Origin of the sequence: Bremerella sp. JC817 (genome assembly GCF_040718835.1) — a bacterium.
Classification (GTDB): Bacteria; Planctomycetota; Planctomycetia; order Pirellulales; family Pirellulaceae; genus Bremerella.
Window position 1 is genome coordinate 247,446 of sequence record NZ_JBFEFG010000267.1, and the last position, 17,030, is coordinate 264,475.

Sequence of the window (17,030 nt, forward strand, 5' to 3'; positions counted from 1 at the left end):
GATGGGGTCCCAGTCCTACCTTAGCGTATTTGGGAATTCTCGTTTCCCATTTCTAGCCTATCAGCGCAAAAAGTTATCACTTCTCGACCCCAGGTATTGCCATGCCCCAACTTGCAAGACTTGTTCTGGCCCTTTGTCTCGTCCCATTCGCAGCGTCGTGGTTCTCGACACTTGAAGCGGCTGACACCGAACAGCCCAACATTTTATTTCTGTTCACCGACGATCAGGCCGGATGGGCCTTGGGGGCATCGGGCTACCCACATGCAGTGACGCCGAATCTCGACAACCTGGTGAAGGACGGCGCCTACCTGACGAACGCTTTTACCGTGACCCCAGTCTGCAGTCCGTCGCGGGCCTCGTTAATTTCAGGTCGCTACGGAACGGAACTCGGTATCCAGGATTGGATTCATCCGCAGCGTGAACCAGATCTTGGCTTGCCCCTGGAGACGGTTACCTGGGTGCAACTGCTGAAAGATGCTGGTTACCATACCGGCCTGGTTGGTAAATGGCATCTTGGAACGCCAGATGCGATGCACCCGACTCAGTTCGGCTACGATCACTTCGTCGGTTTTCGCACTGGGGGTGCTCCCACGAAGAACCCAACGCTCGAGAAGGATGGCAAGAACCAAAAGTTCGAGGGCCTGACCACCGACATCCTGACTGACTTCGCGATCGACTTTCTGAAGGAACAAAAGGGGGACCAACCCTTTTGTCTGTCGGTTCATTTCCGTGCCCCGCACACCGCATGGCTCCCCGTCGCGGAAGAAGACTGGGCTCCGTTTGCGGAACTCGATCCCACGATCCCGAATCCGGATTACCCAAAACTCGACGTTCCACGCGTGAAAAAGATGACGCGTGAGTACCTGGCCAGCGTGGCTGGGGTCGACCGCAATGTGGGTCGCATTCTCAAGACACTCAAGGCGAAGGGCTTCGAGGACAACACCATCGTGATTTTCTCGAGCGACCATGGTTACAACATGGGTCACAACGGAATCTGGCATAAAGGGAACGGTCATTGGGTCCTGACGGAAAATCCACCCGCCACCGAGAACATCCCGAAGGGTCAGCGTCCTAACATGTACGACCTGGCCCTGCGAATCCCGACGATCGTTCGTTGGCCTGGCAAAGTGAAACCAGGCACCAAGATCGACGACACGGTCTCGAATCTCGACTGGTTCCCAACCGTGTTGGAAATGGCAAACGTCAAGTTACCAGCGGAAGTGAAGATCCATGGCGAGAGCTTCGTTCCGCTGCTACAAGGCAAAGACGTGAAATGGGACAACGACTTCTATGCGGAATACAGCACGAAGCATCAGTCGCACACGCACATGCGGATGTATCGTACGCCGGAATGGAAGTTGATTCGTGACTATTTGAACTCAGGCCGTGACGAACTTTATCACTTGACCGACGATCCGGCCGAGGCAAACAACTTGATCGATTCCGATTCGCCAGAAGTGAAGGCGGTGACTGCCAAGCTGGATGCCAAGATCCAGCAGCACATGAAGGCGATCAACGATCCGGTGCTTGAAACGCTTTCGGCCAAATAGTCCGATCCGATTCGTGAACAACAATAAAAAAGGCGACCTGCGATGGGTCGCCTTTTCTTTCAGGTTTCAACTGAAGTCTTCTTAGAAGTTTGTTCCGGTAGGAGCCGCAGCTTCGTCATCCTTCGGTTCTTCCAAACGAACCAGTGTCCAGGTCTGCGTATCAGATTCGCCGTAGTGGACCAAAGCCGTGGCCTCGTCCTGGGTCAGGTTATAAATGCTCGTCTCCATGACGATATCCTGATCCTTGTCATCGGCAAACTTCCAGGCAGCACGCTGCGTCTTTTGATCGACCATTCCTTCCAGTGGACGGTCCGACTTGGTGACGTCGTTATAGAAGGTACCTGCGATGATCCCTTCTTTACTGACGGCCAACTGCATCACCATGCCAGAATCGGTTCCCGATTCATCGGCGATTGCGAACACGCCCAGCGGCATCCATTCGACCTTCTGGTCGTCGACGTTCTGCGGAATGCTATCCGCAATGGTAACGGCCTGGTTGTAATACTGATCGGCGGTCGCGTACTGCTGATCGTTGACGTACACGTAGTTGTCTCGGTAGACCACGTTGGTGCCGTAGTCATAGATCACCGGCTGCGTCCACGCATTCCAAACAAACCATCCACCAAACGCACCCCAGGCAGCAGGTCGCCAGCACCAGTGTGGTGGATAGCGATTCCAACCGGTGTGCCAACGCCAGTTCGGATTGTTCGGGTAACGTCCACCATCCCACCAATGTCGATTGCCAGGACGATCAATATTGACGTTGTTCCACTTGTTGCGAATGTTGTTGATATTCTTGTCACGATCGATCGTGACCTTGTTACCAATGTTGATGTTGTTATTGTTGCCGTTCCCAATGTTAGGACGGTCGCCGCCGGGACGGTTCGGGAAGCGGCCGCCATTGCCCGGCCGATCTCCATCACCACCGTTGCCTGGGCGATTCGGGAAACGATCACCGGTACCTGGTCGGTCGCCACTGCCTGGCCGATCCCCAATACCGGGACGGTCACCAGTGCCAGGTCGATCGATCACTCCTGGTCGGTCGCCAGTTCCAGGACGCGTTCCGCCGTTGTTGCCTCCTCCAGGGATCGTGATCGAAGGACGATCACCACCACTTGGACGCCCTGGCAGGTTCAAGAAGTCTTGAAGGTCATCGCGGCTTGGTCGCGAGAAACTCGAGTCACCGCCACCAGGTCGCGTGAACGAAGGGCGATCGCCAGTGCCTGGCCGGGTAATGCCAGGGCGACTTCCGCTTCCACCACCACTACCAGGGACCGTAATCCCCGGGCGATTGCCACTGTTCCCGCTTCCAGGAATAGTGATCGATGGTCGGCTGCCGGTATCAGGTCGGTTGATGCTGGGTCGGGTCGATCCGCCGGTCGAAGGAAGCGAAATATTCGGTCGGCTACCGGTCGAAGGCCGACTGATCGTCGGTCGACTGGACGTTGGGCGGTTGATCGAAGGAGCTTGAATCGATGGCCGCGAAGAACCACCGCCGCCAATCGATGGTCGGCTTGTTGGCATCGACGGTCGGCTGACCGATGGGCGGCTCATCGATGGGGTATGACCACCACCGCCACCAGGGCGCGAGATACCTCCGCCGCCACCTAGCGAGTGACCACCGCCGCCTCCTCCGCCACCGCGACCTCCGCGGGCAAAGGCATCACCCGTAAGGAGCGTGCCTGCCATGATCGCGACTACCAGCGTCGTCATATTAATTTTCATGGGAACCATCCTCGATATTTTGTGGGGGTGTGCAGGAAGCGGGGCTATTCCGCGCGAATGATCGTCAGTGTCTCGATGCTTGGCATCAACTGGCCATCCACCTGGCGGCCAATCGACTTGAACTGAACGGTGTTTTCGTCCACCACGTCATAGATGTTGGTGGAAGACGCGCGGCGACCATCCGGCAGCACGCTCAAGGCTTGAACGGTCCAGCGACTTCCATTGTTCGACCAACGTCCGACGCCGAAACCTCCGTCCGAATCAAACGTCCACGAACGAATCGCATCGTTGCTCGGATCCCAGCCGATGACCTGTGTTCCTTCAAAATCGACCTGATCTTCAATGAACACCCGGAAGGTACGCACGATGAAGTTTTGGTTCGTGGTCCAACGTCCGGTCGTTTCGATCGTCATGCCTTCTTCGGCGTTGTCGACCCACTTGCCAATCATCCATTCCAGCGACTGCAGGTGATCGTAGTGCGAAGGAGCATCTGCCGGGGCTGCCTCTTCTTTCACACTATCGATCCGCCAGCCTTCCGGCGTCTTCACATGGATCGCTTCGTAGACCGTCTCGCTCGGCTCTTGGCCTTCGGCAAGCACCCGGGCCAAACCCGATTCCGAGGCAACCCGTGGCGAGATCATCTTGATTTGCGTGTTGGTCAGTTCCAGCTTCACGCCCGGGTTCGACTCGAAGTACGTAGAGAACTGACTGATCATGGCGTCATGACCTTTGAGCACTTCGCCCGACTCCATGACGAACTCGCCATCCTCGGTCCAGTGTTGAGCCAGGGCTTTGCCATCCCCTTTGTTGAATGCGGCGACGTAAGAATCGACCGCAGCCAGAATGGCCGTTTCATCTTCGGTTAAAACCAGTTCAACCGTTACTTCCGGACTGTCTGCCTCGGCAGCAACTTCAGCCTCTGGCAGGGGAGCCTCAGGCGGCTTTTCCTGGGCCCAGCCTGTTCCGGCGATTCCAACGGCCAGCAGCCAACTCAAAGCAATTCGTTTCATAACGCACCTTGCAGGATGGGACGAAAACAAGCCTCGGCGGCGGTTCATATGCTGAACGGAACCAGCGTCAGGCCAATAGGTTTCCACAGTTCAACATACCGCTGCGGAATACCGAAAACCACGACTTGCGCTATATTCGCCCATTTTTCACCTCCCGCATTTTCCGTTTGCTCTTATTGCGTCGGTCGTCCGCTAGATATGTCGGCAGTGCGAACCAGGCACCTCCTGCAGACCACCTTTCCCCCTCTGGCAAGGCAGTCGCACCAGGTTTTTCCGCCTCATAAGGTTCAAATCGGGGAATTCGAAGGTTGGACCGAAAATAAAAGGGGAATCGGCGCGGTCACGGTAGAATAGCTAATAGCAACCACAATCCCTTTCCAACCACGATTAAAGGCGAGAATGTCCCAGTCGCATGTTTCCGATCGCGATCCGACACCTTTTGTCGAGCTCATCGTGAAGCATGAACGTGCGCTGATGCGGTACATCCGATCGATGTTTCCGCGGCCAGACGACGCCGAAGAAGTGTGGCAATCGACTGCGATCGTTTTATGGGAGAAGTTCGATGAGTTTGATCCTGAGCGGGATTTTCTGCCGTGGGCTCAACGCTTTGCGTACTTCGAGGGGCTGCGGCGTCGGCGGAAGATCGCTCGCGATCGCATGGTGTTCTCCGAGAGCGCGATGCAGTCGTTAGCCGAAACCCACGACGCCTCGCGCGAACATCTGAATCGTCGCAGCCGAGCCCTTCAGGACTGCGTCGACCAACTGACCGCCCAGGACGCTTCGCTGCTTCGTTCTCGATACGAATCCGAGGTAACGATCGGCGAGCTTGCCCAGCAAATGCAAACCACGGCCAAAAGCCTTTACCGCCGGCTGGATCGAATCCGAGACAAACTAGCCCAATGCGTCCGTCGCCGCGTCGCCTTGGCAGAAGAGTAATTCCCAACGCTCCCAATGAATTCCGAAACGCTCAAACTCGAACGCGAAGCCCGTCAGGCCTACGATGCCGTCGTCAGCAGCCAACTGACCGACGAGCAGTTCGCTGCCCTGGAAGCTCGACTTTTGGCCGACCCAGAATTCCGCCAGGCTTACGTCGAACAAGTCGACCTGGAAGCGGAACTGGAACATCGCTTCGGCAGCGAACCGGTTACGACCGCCTCACAGCGTTCAACATCGCATCGCTCGTGGGCGATTCCATTCGCCATCGCCCTTTCCCTGCTGCTTCTGCTGGGTGTCTGGAATCTGATCGGTATCGAGCGTTTCACTTCGTCAATTGAAGATCCGATCGCCGCACGTTTTACCGAGACGCAACTGCTCGGCCAACGTCCCGTGGCGATTGTCGTGCAGCGAAGTGAGTCTTCCGCTGCCGACTCGCTACTCGATGTGGGCGACCGCGTGAAGCCAGGCGTCCTGCGTTTGAGTCGCGGCGAGATGCAGCTCGAGTTCCTCTCAGGGGTACGACTGCAACTGGAAGGCCCCAGTGAGATCCACCTGCTTTCCGATCAAGAGGCCACGTTGGTCCACGGACATGCGGCCATCGTCACCCCGCCCGAAACTCGTTCGTTCTCGCTCAACGGTCCGGTGTCGGCCATTGCATCCGGTTCGAGTGAATTCGTTTACAACGTGACCGATCAGCAAACAGGCACGATCGATGTTTACCAGGGTGAGGTCATGGCTTCGCTGCTGGGGCCTTCGGGCGATACCCTTCAAAACGAACTCGTTTCATCTCAGCAGTCCGCGACCTTTGCCGCTGGCAACTTGCTGGTTGCTAACAAACCGTTCTCGCCAGAGAACCGCGTCGATCGGCTGCCGGTGGACGATGTCTCGCTAAGCACCGATGCCCGCTATGCCAACCTGGTGAAAGAAGACGAGCCGCTCGTCTATTGGCGTTTTGAAGAGGATGACCTCATCGGCAATCAGGTACGCAATCATATGTCGGATCGCTACGCCGCGACTCTGCACGGACCACAAGATGGTTCGCTGACCGTCTCAGCTGGCAAAGCCCAATTTGGCGAGAGCCCCGATTCACGCTACCTCGGGATTAGCGAACCGATCGAAGGCTTGAACGCTGGCGAATTCACCGTCGAGTTCTGGGTTCGTACCGATCGAATGCATTGGGGAACGTTCTTCGGCATCTTGCCGGTCGATCAACACGATCGCCAGCGAGAGAGTCACCTTTGCGTGCTGGAGTATGCCAACAAGACAAACGTCGTCCATCGCCCGGCCACAGTGCGAATGCTTTATCGTTACCCGCCCACTTCCTACACCGGCGGCATGAACGTCTTTAGTGCGCAGTCGTGTGCTCCTGGCATCTGGACGCATGTGGTTGCTGTTCGTCGGACCGATGGAATTTATCTGTACTGCAACGGCAAGCTTCAGTTCATCCTCGATGCCCTCGACTTCGACGATCAATCCGCCTATTCGGTTCTGCTCGGTCAACTCGATTCAGTGCGACCTCAACGCCAACTAGAAGGTCAGATCGACGAGGTGGCGATCTACCGGAAGGCACTTAGCGAAGAGCAGATCCGTCGCCACTACGAGATGATCGCTGACCCATCCAAGACTTAAAACTCCCTTCCTAAGAAACGAGTCATGTCCTATATCCCTGCCCGCTCGGCGTCAACCATTGCTTTGCTGTTGGCCTTTCTAGCCAGCAGTCAGGCCCATGCCGAGAAACCGCTCGACTATAACCGCGACGTACGGCCGATCTTGTCGGAAAACTGCTTCTATTGCCATGGTCCTGACCCGGAACATCGCCAGGCCGACCTGCGTCTGGACGATGAAGAAGCGGCCAAGGACTACGCAATCGTGCCGGGCGACATCGAGGGAAGCGAGTTCTTTCAGCGACTGATTGCCGACGCTGACACGCGAATGCCACCGGTCGAATCGGGCAAGAGGCTTACGCCCCAACAAATCGCAATATTAAAGCGTTGGATCGAAGAAGGAGCCCACTTCCAGCAGCATTGGGCTTACGTGCCACCGCAATCGACCGAAGTTCCTAACGTCAAAAACAACGACTGGGCAAAGGATGATATCGATCGGTACTTACTCGCTCGGATGGAAGAGGAAGGCCTGCAGCCTGCCCCGCCAGCGGACAAAGTGACGCTGATTCGCCGCGTGACCTTCGACCTGACCGGCTTGCCACCAACCGCCGAAGAAGTCGCCGACTTCGTCCTGGACAAATCGCCTGATGCGTTCGAGAAGGTCGTCGATCGTCTGCTGGCGTCGGATCGTTATGGCGAACGCATGGCAGCCTATTGGCTCGATTTGGTCCGTTTCGCCGATACGGTTGGTTATCACGGCGATCAGGACCACAACATTTCTCCCTACCGCGATTACGTTCTCGACGCCTTCAACGCCAACATGCCGTTCGATCAATTCACGCGAGAACAGATCGCTGGCGACCTGTTACCTGATGCGACGATCGATCAGAAGATCGCCTCAGGCTACAACCGTTTGCTGCAGACAACGCATGAAGGGGGTTTGCAGGAAAAAGAATATCTGGCCATCTATGCGGCCGATCGTGTGCGGAATGTTTCCCAGGTCTGGATGGGTGCCACGGTCGGCTGTGCCCAATGCCACACGCACAAATACGACCCTTATACGATCGAAGACTTCTACAGCCTGGCCGCGTTCTTTGCTGACGTCAACGAGGCGGAGCATTTCAAGTTTGGCACCAACGCCTTGCCGACGAAAAGACCGCCCGAAATCAAGGTTCATTCGCAGCGCGAACGTGCTCAACTGACTTCACTGAAAGCGGAACTGGCCGAAGTGGCCGACGATGACGCAGCCACGACAGAGCGTCTTCAGAAGCAGATCAAAGCGTTGAACGACGCGGCCCGTCTAACCATGGTGACCGAATCGATTACGCCACGCGAGATGCGGGTGTTGCCTCGAGGTAACTGGCAAGATGACAGCGGCCCTGTCGTCGAGCCTGCGATCCCGACCTTTATGGGAACGATCAATACCGAAGGAGACCGGGCAACGCGTCTCGATCTGGCGAACTGGCTGGTCGATGCCAAGTCAGGCTCCGGGGCTTTGACGTCGCGTGTGTTCGTCAATCGTCTCTGGTATTTGCTGTACGGTGTCGGCCTATCGTCCAGTCTTGGCGATTTCGGCGGCCAAGGCGAACCACCAGTCCATCCAGAGCTACTCGATTCCTTGGCGATCGATTTCTACGAACACGACTGGGACGTGAAGCGCATGGTCAAACGATTGGTCATGACCGCCGCCTACCAGCAAGCATCGGACGAGTCGGAAGCGATCCGGCAACGTGACCCGTACAACCGCTTGTATACCCATCAATCCCGCCATCGCCGACCGGCCGAAATGATTCGTGATAATGCCCTGGCAGTCAGTGGCCTGCTGAACCTGACCTATGGCGGGCCGAGCGTGAAGCCTTACCAGCCAGAAGGTTACTTCCGTCATTTGAACTTCCCGCAGCGAAAGTACCACGCCGACAAAAACGATCAACAGTGGCGACGAGCCGTCTACGTGCACTGGCAACGCCAGTTCCTGCACCCGAGCTTGAAGGCGTTCGACGCACCGAGCCGCGAAGAATGTACGGTCGAACGCCCTGAGTCGAACACGCCGGTCGCCGCCTTAGTGCTTTTGAACGATCCGACCTACATCGAAGCAGCCCGGGTCTTCGCGACACGTGTCTTGACCGAGGCCGAATCGACCGACGAGGCTCGTCTGAACAAGGCCTACACGCTGGCTCTTTCGCGCGAGCCCGACAGCTACGAACGCGAGATTCTGACGAAGATCCTGAAGGAGAATCGCGAGCTTTACCAGCAAGATCCGAAAGCCGCGACCGAGTTGGTCGGCATCGGCCTGAAGCCAACCGAAAGCAAATTGGATGCGGCCGAACTCGCCGCTTGGACGCACGTTTCGCGTGTGATCTTCAACCTCGACGAATTCATCACCCGCAACTAACCTACCGAGTCGATCATGTCTGAATTCCATCCGATGCAACTCAATCGCCGGACGTTCCTGTCGCAAACAGGAATCGGTCTCGGCTCGGCCGCTCTTGGTTCTTTGCTTGCCCGCGAAGGCCTCGGGGCTTCGTCCTCGACCAATGGCGTCCCTGGTCAGCCTGGCCTGCCGAACCTGCCGCAGCGTGTCAAACGTGTGATCTTCTTGTGCATGTCAGGCGGACCATCGCACCTGGAGACCTTCGACAACAAGCCGGTGTTGTCGAAGATGAACGGCCAGGCATTTCCTGAGTCGTACACCGCTGGCCAACCGATCGCCCAGCTTCAGGGCCAAGCCTTGAAGTGCCTTGGTTCGATCTCGAAGTTCCAGAAGTACGGAGCCAATGGACAAGAGATCAGCGACTACCTTCCCTGGCACGCGAAGATGGCGGACGACATTTGTATCGTTCGTTCGATGGTGACCGAACAGATCAACCACGATCCGGCTCATACGTTTATGAACACCGGCACGGCGATCAGCGGGCGTCCTTCAATGGGGGCCTGGGTCAATTATGGTATCGGCTGCGAAACGGACGAACTGCCCGGCTTCGTGGTGCTGTCGAGCGTCGGTGGTCGTAACCCGCAGCCGATCGCTTCGCGGCAATGGGCCAGCGGCTTCCTGCCAAGCCGTTACCAAGGAGTGGAATTCAGTTCGACGGGCGATCCAGTGAACTATGTCCGCAATCCTGCTGGCGTGAATGTTCGTCAGCAACGCAACCTGGTCGATGCGATCAGCAGCTTGAATCGCCATCGCCAACAAACCAATGGCGATCCTGAAATCGCGAGTCGCATTGCCGCTTATGAAATGGCGTTTCGCATGCAGATGTCGATCCCGGAACTGACCGACGTCTCGGATGAACCACAGCACATCCTCGACATGTATGGGGCCAAGCCAGGCGATGGTTCATTCGCCTCGAACTGTCTACTCGCACGTCGTTTGGCCGAACGAGGCGTTCGCTTCATTCACCTATATCATCGCGGCTGGGATCATCATGGCGGGCTGAAGAAGTACATGGATGTCTGTACCGGACTGACCGACAAGCCGACTTACGCTTTGCTGACCGACTTGAAGCAGCGTGGCATGCTCGACGATACACTGATCGTGTGGGGTGGCGAATTTGGTCGTACGCCGATGTCGCAGTCAGGCAAAGGAGACATAGGCCGCGACCATCACATCAAAGGCTTTAGCATGTGGCTGGCTGGCGGTGGGGTGAAAGGGGGTACAACATACGGTGCCACCGACGACCTTGGCTACAACGCGGTTGAGAATGTCGTTCACGTCCGTGATCTGCATGCGACGATGCTGTATCTGCTGGGGATCGATCCCGAGCACTTCAGCGTCAAGTTCCAGGGACTCGACATGCGTCTGACCGGAGTGAAACCGGCTCGCGTAGTGCACGACATCATCGCTTGATGCCGCGCCCTGTTAAACGCCCGACGTGTGACTTCCGACAGCGATTTCGTCGAGAAGTTGCTTGATGCGATCAGGCTGAATTGGCTTCGACAAATAGTCATCCATGCCAGCCGCCAGGCACTGTTCGCGAGCCCCGGACAAGGCATGCGCCGTCATCGCCACGATCGGCGTGCGACGCCCGTTCTCTTGTTCCCATTGCCGAATCGCGTTGGTCGCTTGGGATCCATCCATCTCTGGCATTTCGAGATCCATCAGCACGAGATCGAACTTTCCTTCCTGGTAGCGTTCCAGTGCTTCCCTCCCGGTACTGGCCACTTCACAGGTGTGCCCGAACAGTTCCAGGATTCCGGATGCGACTTCCTGATTTACTGGTGCATCGTCCGCCAACAAGATGTGCAATGAACGGCCGCAGGTGGGCATCGTCGGAACGCCTGCACGATCTTCGGACGGCACCGAATCGATGGCGGCGAGAATGGCACTAATCAATTCTTCGCTGGAAGCAGGCTTCGACAAGGTCGCCATTGCACAATGATCGATTCCATCCGGCACGCCGGTCGGAGGAATCAGTACGACGTGCGGCAACTTGAACAAGTCGACCGAGTCAGGCGTGATGAACCACTGTGCCAAGGTCTCTGATCCACTGTTCCAGTCGAGCAGCACGAATGGCAAATCGCTGCGTTCGGTGTCGTCATCGTCAACGACTGCGGCAAACGCTTCGTCTAACGTCGTCACCTCGCATGTAGCCCCCGCACCCGAGAGAATCTCTTGGTACAAGTCACGAGCGGTTTGATTTTCCGAGATGATTTGAATCCGTCGCCCTTCGAGCACGGGTGCTTGCGGCGTCGCTTCCTCTTCGACCTGCTTGATCGGAATGGTCACATGGAACGTACTTCCCACGCCGACTTCACTTTCGACCCAGACTTTGCCATTCATCAAGCTGACAATCTGCGAAGAGATCGCCAGGCCGAGCCCGGTCCCGCCGTAGCGACGGGTGGTCGAACTATCACTTTGCTCGAACGCCTCGAAGATCGCCGCTTGTTTTTCCGCGGGGATGCCTGGGCCAGAGTCTCGCACAGCGAAGTGCATCTGTCGCTGCTTACCGATCCCATCGATGCGGCAGTCGACCAGCACTTCTCCCTTTTCGGTGAACTTGATGGCGTTGCCAACCAGGTTGAAAATTACCTGTCGTAAGCGGCACGGGTCTCCCTCGACCAATGCTGGAACCTCGGGGCCCGTACGACAAAGCAGTTCGATTCCCTTGTTCGCTGCATTGACCGCCAAAAGACGAACCGACGAACTAACCACCATCTGTGGATCCATCGGAATTGCTTCGAGCTCCATCTTGCCTGCCTCGATCTTCGAGATATCGAGGACATCGTTCAGCAAGTTCAAGAGGCTCTCACCCGACTGATTGATCACGGTCAGGCAGTTGCGTTGCTGCGAGGTCAATTCGGTCCGCAAGGCTAACTCGGTCATACCGAGAATCCCGTTGAGTGGTGTGCGGATCTCGTGACTCATGGTCGCCAGGAAGCGGCTCTTGGCCTCGTTCGCCGTTTCGGCGGCGACCTTGGCAACACGCAGTTCTTCTTCGGTCTTGCGAAGCTCTTTGGCCGTCCGCTCCAACTGGAGATTCGACCGTGCCAGTTCTGCTGCTCGCGAAACAGCCGCCGCCGTTCGTTCGGCGATACGTTGCTCGAGCGTCGTATTCAAACGCGTCAGATCCTGGAAGCCTTGAGCATTCTCGAGGGCAGCTCCTGCGATGGTTCCGACAAAGTCGGCCAGGCGTTCTTCGTCCGATCCGAACAGGCCGACGACCTGGGCATGCTCGACATACAAACAAGCTGCCAGTCGATTGCGGACAAAGATGGGAATGTAAATCGTCGATCGGCTGGCAGCCGTTTCGCGATGCATGGCACCGTCGATGCCTGACTCGACAAATGCCATCGCATGACCGGCATCGATCGCCTGTTGCAGGTTCTTCTGATCGTAGGTCACCTCCGGCACACCCATCTTGATGGTTGGCCGAGCCTGCTCATTGTCGCGGTCGAATTCCAGCAGCAGGCTGTTTTCACCACGGAGTAAACGTGTCGCGCCACCGCACGACTCTTCATAGATCTTTTCAGTCGTGAGCGCGGAAGCGATCCGGCGGCCAACGTGCAGCACCGTGTCGAATCGGTCGACCAGGGACAACGTTGCCAGTTCCCCTTCGCGAGGATTGGCCCGATCGTCTTCAATGGTTAGTTCGTCAAAGAGGCGTTGCGATTCTCGTTCGTCGTGCCGGGCATCTTGCCAGTTTGCCGAGAACCCCACCTGGCTACGATGCCAAAGGGTAACAGCTTGTTCGTACATAGCCTCGAGTTGTGTGGTGATCGCCAGGCACTGATCGAACAGCTTTCGTGACTTGCGATAGTTTCCACGCATGGCGGCCACTAGGGCCCGTTCGCGAATTGCTCGTGGCAAATCGTTCGGGCACACTTTGGCCGCACGAATTGCGCGCCTGGCAGTCCGCTCTGCATTTTGAAGCATGGCGTTTCGCAAGTGCGGAGCATGCGGTGGCGTTGTCTCGGCCTGCATTCGAAAGGCCGTTGCCAACCAGGCAAGAGCAGGGGCCGTGTAGGCATTCTCGATACCTGCGACCTTGGCGGTTTCGACGGCAGTTTCCAATGCCGTGATCGCCGAATTCAATTTTCCTTGGTAAAGATCTCGCACACCCACAGCGAAATAGAGCTGCGTCTTTCCTTGGGCATCGTGACGGGTTCGCTCGAGTTCTGCCTCGAACAGCGAATCGGGAATATCACCACGGGTCGCACGCACCCAGACATCGAGAATGATCCCGGAGGCCTGTTCGTCGCCCAGTTCGATCCCGGACCGATGATTGTTCTGCGCTTCGGCGATTGCTTCGCGGAAGTTGCCAAGATGGTAAAGCGATGCCGCAACCTGGTAGCGGGCAATATGCACTTGCCAATAGTCGCCGGTACGCTCCAGAAGCTGGATCGACTCACGACCTTTCTCGATGCACTCTCGATAGTTGCCAGCAGCATAAAGAGCACACGCGTAGTAGTTCAACGATTGCCCCTGACCCCACACGTCGTTGAAGCTGCGACGAAGTTCCAATGAACGTCGAGCATACCAGAGCGCACGTTTGAACAACGGGACCAGGCACACCACCGGGGCATGTAACGAATAGGCACTCGCAAGCTCGGGGCTCGGCAAAAAGTCTTCCGCATAGTTCAAACCACGCAAGTGGGCCAGAAGACATTCGACTTTGCTACGACAATACCAGCAACCATGTGTCAACAGAGCGAATAGCTGAATGGCCAGCCGTTCTGAGTCATTTGGCGGACGTCGCTTCCGCTGCAGGAAGAAGCCCGGAAAACAGGTATGCATAACCTGCTTGAGAGCTTCCCACATCAACAGGACGACAACCAGCACGCGGTTCCGTGGCACAAGACAACCGAGGGAGCGTAGCGCTGTTTCAAATCCTTTCGTCGCGGACTCCATGTCGCCACGCTTGAAGGAGAGTTCAGCGAGTTTGCTTTGGATCTTCGCGCGATCGAGATCACCTTCCGCCAGTTCCGCCGCCAGTTCGAATTGGGGCGCGGCTTCCGGATATTGTCCTCGCAACATCAACGCATCGCCCAAACCTTCCGCAATCCGGAAGCGAATCGACTTCGATTGATTCTGGGCACCACGCTGGGCAATACGATATTGCTTTTCCGCGATTTCCAGCGAGAACTGGCTGCGTGCCTGTTCGGCGGCCTGCAGTGCGTAGCCGAGTGCGGTCTCAGCGGCACCTGCCTCGTCTAGGTGATAGGCGATTTCGGAAACGCGTCCTGGATGCTGCTCTTGTAAATGCAAGGCGGCCCGCAAGTGCAACTGTCGTTGTTCGTGCGGGTCGAGTCGGTCGAGCAACGAACTGCGGATCTTGTCGTGAACGAAAACAAACTGTCCGCCGTCGGCTCGCTCCCAGATTAAGTTACGATCGCGAGCATGCAGCAGCGCAGCGACCGCCTCAGGGACACTCATCCGTGTGAGCGACGAAGCGATATCGAGGCTGAATTCTTTACCCACCAACGCACCGACCGAGAGCAGATTGATCGTCTCGGGAGGTAGCATCTCGATTCGATGGGTGAGAAACGACGCCGCTTCTTGCGAAGACTGAATGTCGTTCAGTCGCTGCGGATCGACTTTCCAGCAACCTTCGCCGGATTCCAACGCTCCCGATTCAACCAGGCCGCGAACGACGGCTGAAGCCATGAATGGGCTACCACCCGCCAGACGCGTGACAACCTCGATCGCTTCATCGGGCAGGGCACCTGCCATCGACTCAGCGAGCTGTTTGATCTCTTCCGAACGGAGTGGCTTGAGTGCGATTTGTGGGCACCGTGGGATCGCGCGCAACGAGTGATTCTCGTCCACCTCTTCGGTCCGGAACGAGCAGACCAGCGAGCTATGCCGCTTGGAGTTGCGCGGCTGCGTGTGCCACCGTCGAATCAAATTGTGCGTCAGACCATCTGCCCATTGGCAGTCGTCCAGAATGATAATTGCTGGACGTTCGCGACTTCCCAGGGCTCCCAGAAACTTGATCAAGGAGTCGATCGTTCGGTTTTCACCAAATGCTGCCGGAGACTTCTCCGTCAGCCGTTCGCTGGGCCGCAAGGCACTCCCGAGCGAAGGCAACGCCGCACAAAGGGCGTCGACCATGTCGCCGACTTGCTCGCGAACTCGATGCAATAAAGAGGCATCTTTTTGGGCCATCGAAAGGAATCCATCCACGATTCCTTCCAGCATTCGATAAGGCCGTTGGCCGACATTGGTGGTCGCTTGACCTCGCAACACCCAATTGCCATTGCGACGGGCGACACGGACCGCTTCGACCATCAAACGGCTTTTGCCGACACCTGACTCGCCTTCAACCAGGATCACCGAGGCGTTGCCCTGGCGAGTCTCTTTGATGAAGTTGTTGAGTTGATTCAGTTCTTCATCACGCGCGACGAAAGCGGGCTCGGTCAGCGTGCAACGGCGATCACTTGATCCGATGGTGATGTGCGATCCATCGCCTCCCGTTTGTAAGACTTCTTCAATCGCCAACAGGTCCGCCACGACCGCACTGGCCAACTGGTAGCGATCGCGTGGATCCTTGCGTAGCAGACGTTGAACGAGCTCGTCCAGGTCACGCGACACTTCTGCATTGATACTCGGCAAGTCAGGCACAGGCGCCGTGAGATGTTCAAATAGAATCTCACCTGCTCCCTTTCCCAGAAATGGCAATCGCCCTGCTAACAAGCGGAATAAGAGAATCCCACCCGCATATAGATCGGACGGGGGTCCCACATCCGCATCGATCGAACCCGCTTCCTCCGGCGACATATACGAGACCGTCTCACACTCACGTTCACCCCAAAGTTGATCTGGATGAAAACGTTTCACAATTCCGACCCCCCCCAGTTTGATCCCCGTGATTTTCGCATCATCGCGAGAATCTACGGTCACCACCATACTGGAAGGCATCACGTCGCGGTGTAGCGACCCACGACGATGCAACGAGTCGAGCGCGGTAAAGAGGTCCTTACCAATCTGTAGGACTTCGTTAATCGAAAGAGGTTCTTCCGTCAGAACCTGCGAGAGCGTCTTTCGATCTTCGCGCGGCATCACAATATAGAAATCATCGTCACTGCGCAAGAAGTTCAGAATGGGAACAAGCTGCTCATTATGATGATCGCGACGGATTGCGGCTTCAAACTCGACACGAGCGCGCGTTCCGCTCGACATCGAAGATAGATTTACCGAGCGAATCTCAACAAGTTGCCCGTTCGCTTTGTCGCTTCCCCAGAAGGTTTGGCCATACGTAGGCTCACCGGTCGCCGCGTTGATCTCGTAGCGCGAACTGATCTCCTCAGCGACATTCAACAGTGGTTTGAATGCGTCGACCACGTCACCTGGTTCTCGGTCCACCATGTGTTCTTATCGTTTTAAATTACAGGTAATACATGAAGGCCCCATGCGGCCTGGGAAGCTCCCTGGCTGACATCATGTATGCCCTTGATTAGTAGAGGAAGCGACTGGTTGCCCCCTCCACATAAGTAGGCGCAGATCGGTGCGCTGAATCACTGGAAACTTAGCTTGCCCCCTTGCGCCCGCTTCTAAGATCACGCGTTAAGCGCAAGCTGCGCATTACGTATGGGTCATAAGGGGCATGTAAATGGTGAAACTTACCTAAGCACACCCCCCCTTATGTCTAATTGCTACGTTTCATGGTTGATTTCCGGCAACAGGACCATTCTGATAAATACTCGAGTCGCGTCGTACCAATTCACGTGCGACCTTATCTGCCCAATTGGACACCTGATTTTCTGGGTAT

The 17,030-nt window shown here is 56.6% G+C and carries 8 protein-coding genes; 5 read left to right on the top strand and 3 right to left on the bottom strand.

The features are described from left to right. The first annotated feature begins 101 nt into the window (after nucleotides 1-101). The gene (locus AB1L30_RS09730; protein ID WP_367013219.1) at nucleotides 102-1,550 is read left to right on the top strand and encodes a sulfatase-like hydrolase/transferase; all 1,449 of its coding nucleotides are present in this window, start codon (nucleotides 102-104) and stop codon (nucleotides 1,548-1,550) included. Nucleotides 1,551-1,631: 81 nt separating this feature from the next. Here AB1L30_RS09730 and AB1L30_RS09735 read toward each other — a convergent pair whose 3' ends face one another. Beyond that, nucleotides 1,632-3,275, bottom strand: coding sequence for a hypothetical protein (locus AB1L30_RS09735; protein WP_367013220.1), 1,644 nt, complete (start codon nucleotides 3,273-3,275; stop codon nucleotides 1,632-1,634). A 44-nt stretch (nucleotides 3,276-3,319) separates the two neighbouring features. Then, a complete protein-coding gene (locus AB1L30_RS09740) occupies nucleotides 3,320-4,285 on the bottom strand; it encodes an SgcJ/EcaC family oxidoreductase (RefSeq protein ID WP_367013221.1) in 966 nt (321 codons plus the stop codon). 399 nt (nucleotides 4,286-4,684) lie between these two features. On the opposite strand from AB1L30_RS09740, the gene AB1L30_RS09745 reads away from it, so the two are divergent. The 4 genes from AB1L30_RS09745 to AB1L30_RS09760 are packed head-to-tail and all read left to right on the top strand — an operon-like array spanning nucleotide 4,685 to nucleotide 10,669. Then, nucleotides 4,685-5,221 (top strand): sigma-70 family RNA polymerase sigma factor, encoded by a 537-nt coding sequence (locus tag AB1L30_RS09745; RefSeq protein ID WP_367013222.1) that lies wholly within the window; start codon nucleotides 4,685-4,687, stop codon nucleotides 5,219-5,221. Between the two features lie 15 nt (nucleotides 5,222-5,236). After that, nucleotides 5,237-6,850: a LamG domain-containing protein gene (locus tag AB1L30_RS09750; protein ID WP_367013223.1), complete on the top strand. Its 1,614-nt coding sequence runs from the start codon at nucleotides 5,237-5,239 to the stop codon at nucleotides 6,848-6,850. 24 nt (nucleotides 6,851-6,874) lie between these two features. After that, complete coding sequence (locus tag AB1L30_RS09755) at nucleotides 6,875-9,217, top strand: DUF1553 domain-containing protein (RefSeq protein WP_367013224.1); 2,343 nt, start codon at nucleotides 6,875-6,877, stop codon at nucleotides 9,215-9,217. A 15-nt stretch (nucleotides 9,218-9,232) separates the two neighbouring features. Next, nucleotides 9,233-10,669, top strand: a complete 1,437-nt coding sequence (locus tag AB1L30_RS09760; protein WP_367013225.1) for a DUF1501 domain-containing protein — start codon at nucleotides 9,233-9,235, stop codon at nucleotides 10,667-10,669. A gap of 12 nt (nucleotides 10,670-10,681) precedes the next feature. Here AB1L30_RS09760 and AB1L30_RS09765 read toward each other — a convergent pair whose 3' ends face one another. Next, entirely contained in the window at nucleotides 10,682-16,627 is a 5,946-nt protein-coding gene (locus AB1L30_RS09765) for an ATP-binding protein (RefSeq protein WP_367013226.1), read from the bottom strand. Nucleotides 16,628-17,030 lie beyond the last annotated feature (403 nt).

Coding starts and splice junctions, on each gene's coding strand:
- AB1L30_RS09740 (WP_367013221.1), bottom strand. CDS start 4,285: ATGAAACGAATTGCTTTGAGTTGGCTGCTGGCCGTTGGAATCGCCGGA.
- AB1L30_RS09730 (WP_367013219.1), top strand. CDS start 102: ATGCCCCAACTTGCAAGACTTGTTCTGGCCCTTTGTCTCGTCCCATTC.
- AB1L30_RS09765 (WP_367013226.1), bottom strand. CDS start 16,627: ATGGTGGACCGAGAACCAGGTGACGTGGTCGACGCATTCAAACCACTG.
- AB1L30_RS09745 (WP_367013222.1), top strand. CDS start 4,685: ATGTCCCAGTCGCATGTTTCCGATCGCGATCCGACACCTTTTGTCGAG.
- AB1L30_RS09750 (WP_367013223.1), top strand. CDS start 5,237: ATGAATTCCGAAACGCTCAAACTCGAACGCGAAGCCCGTCAGGCCTAC.
- AB1L30_RS09760 (WP_367013225.1), top strand. CDS start 9,233: ATGTCTGAATTCCATCCGATGCAACTCAATCGCCGGACGTTCCTGTCG.
- AB1L30_RS09735 (WP_367013220.1), bottom strand. CDS start 3,275: ATGAAAATTAATATGACGACGCTGGTAGTCGCGATCATGGCAGGCACG.
- AB1L30_RS09755 (WP_367013224.1), top strand. CDS start 6,875: ATGTCCTATATCCCTGCCCGCTCGGCGTCAACCATTGCTTTGCTGTTG.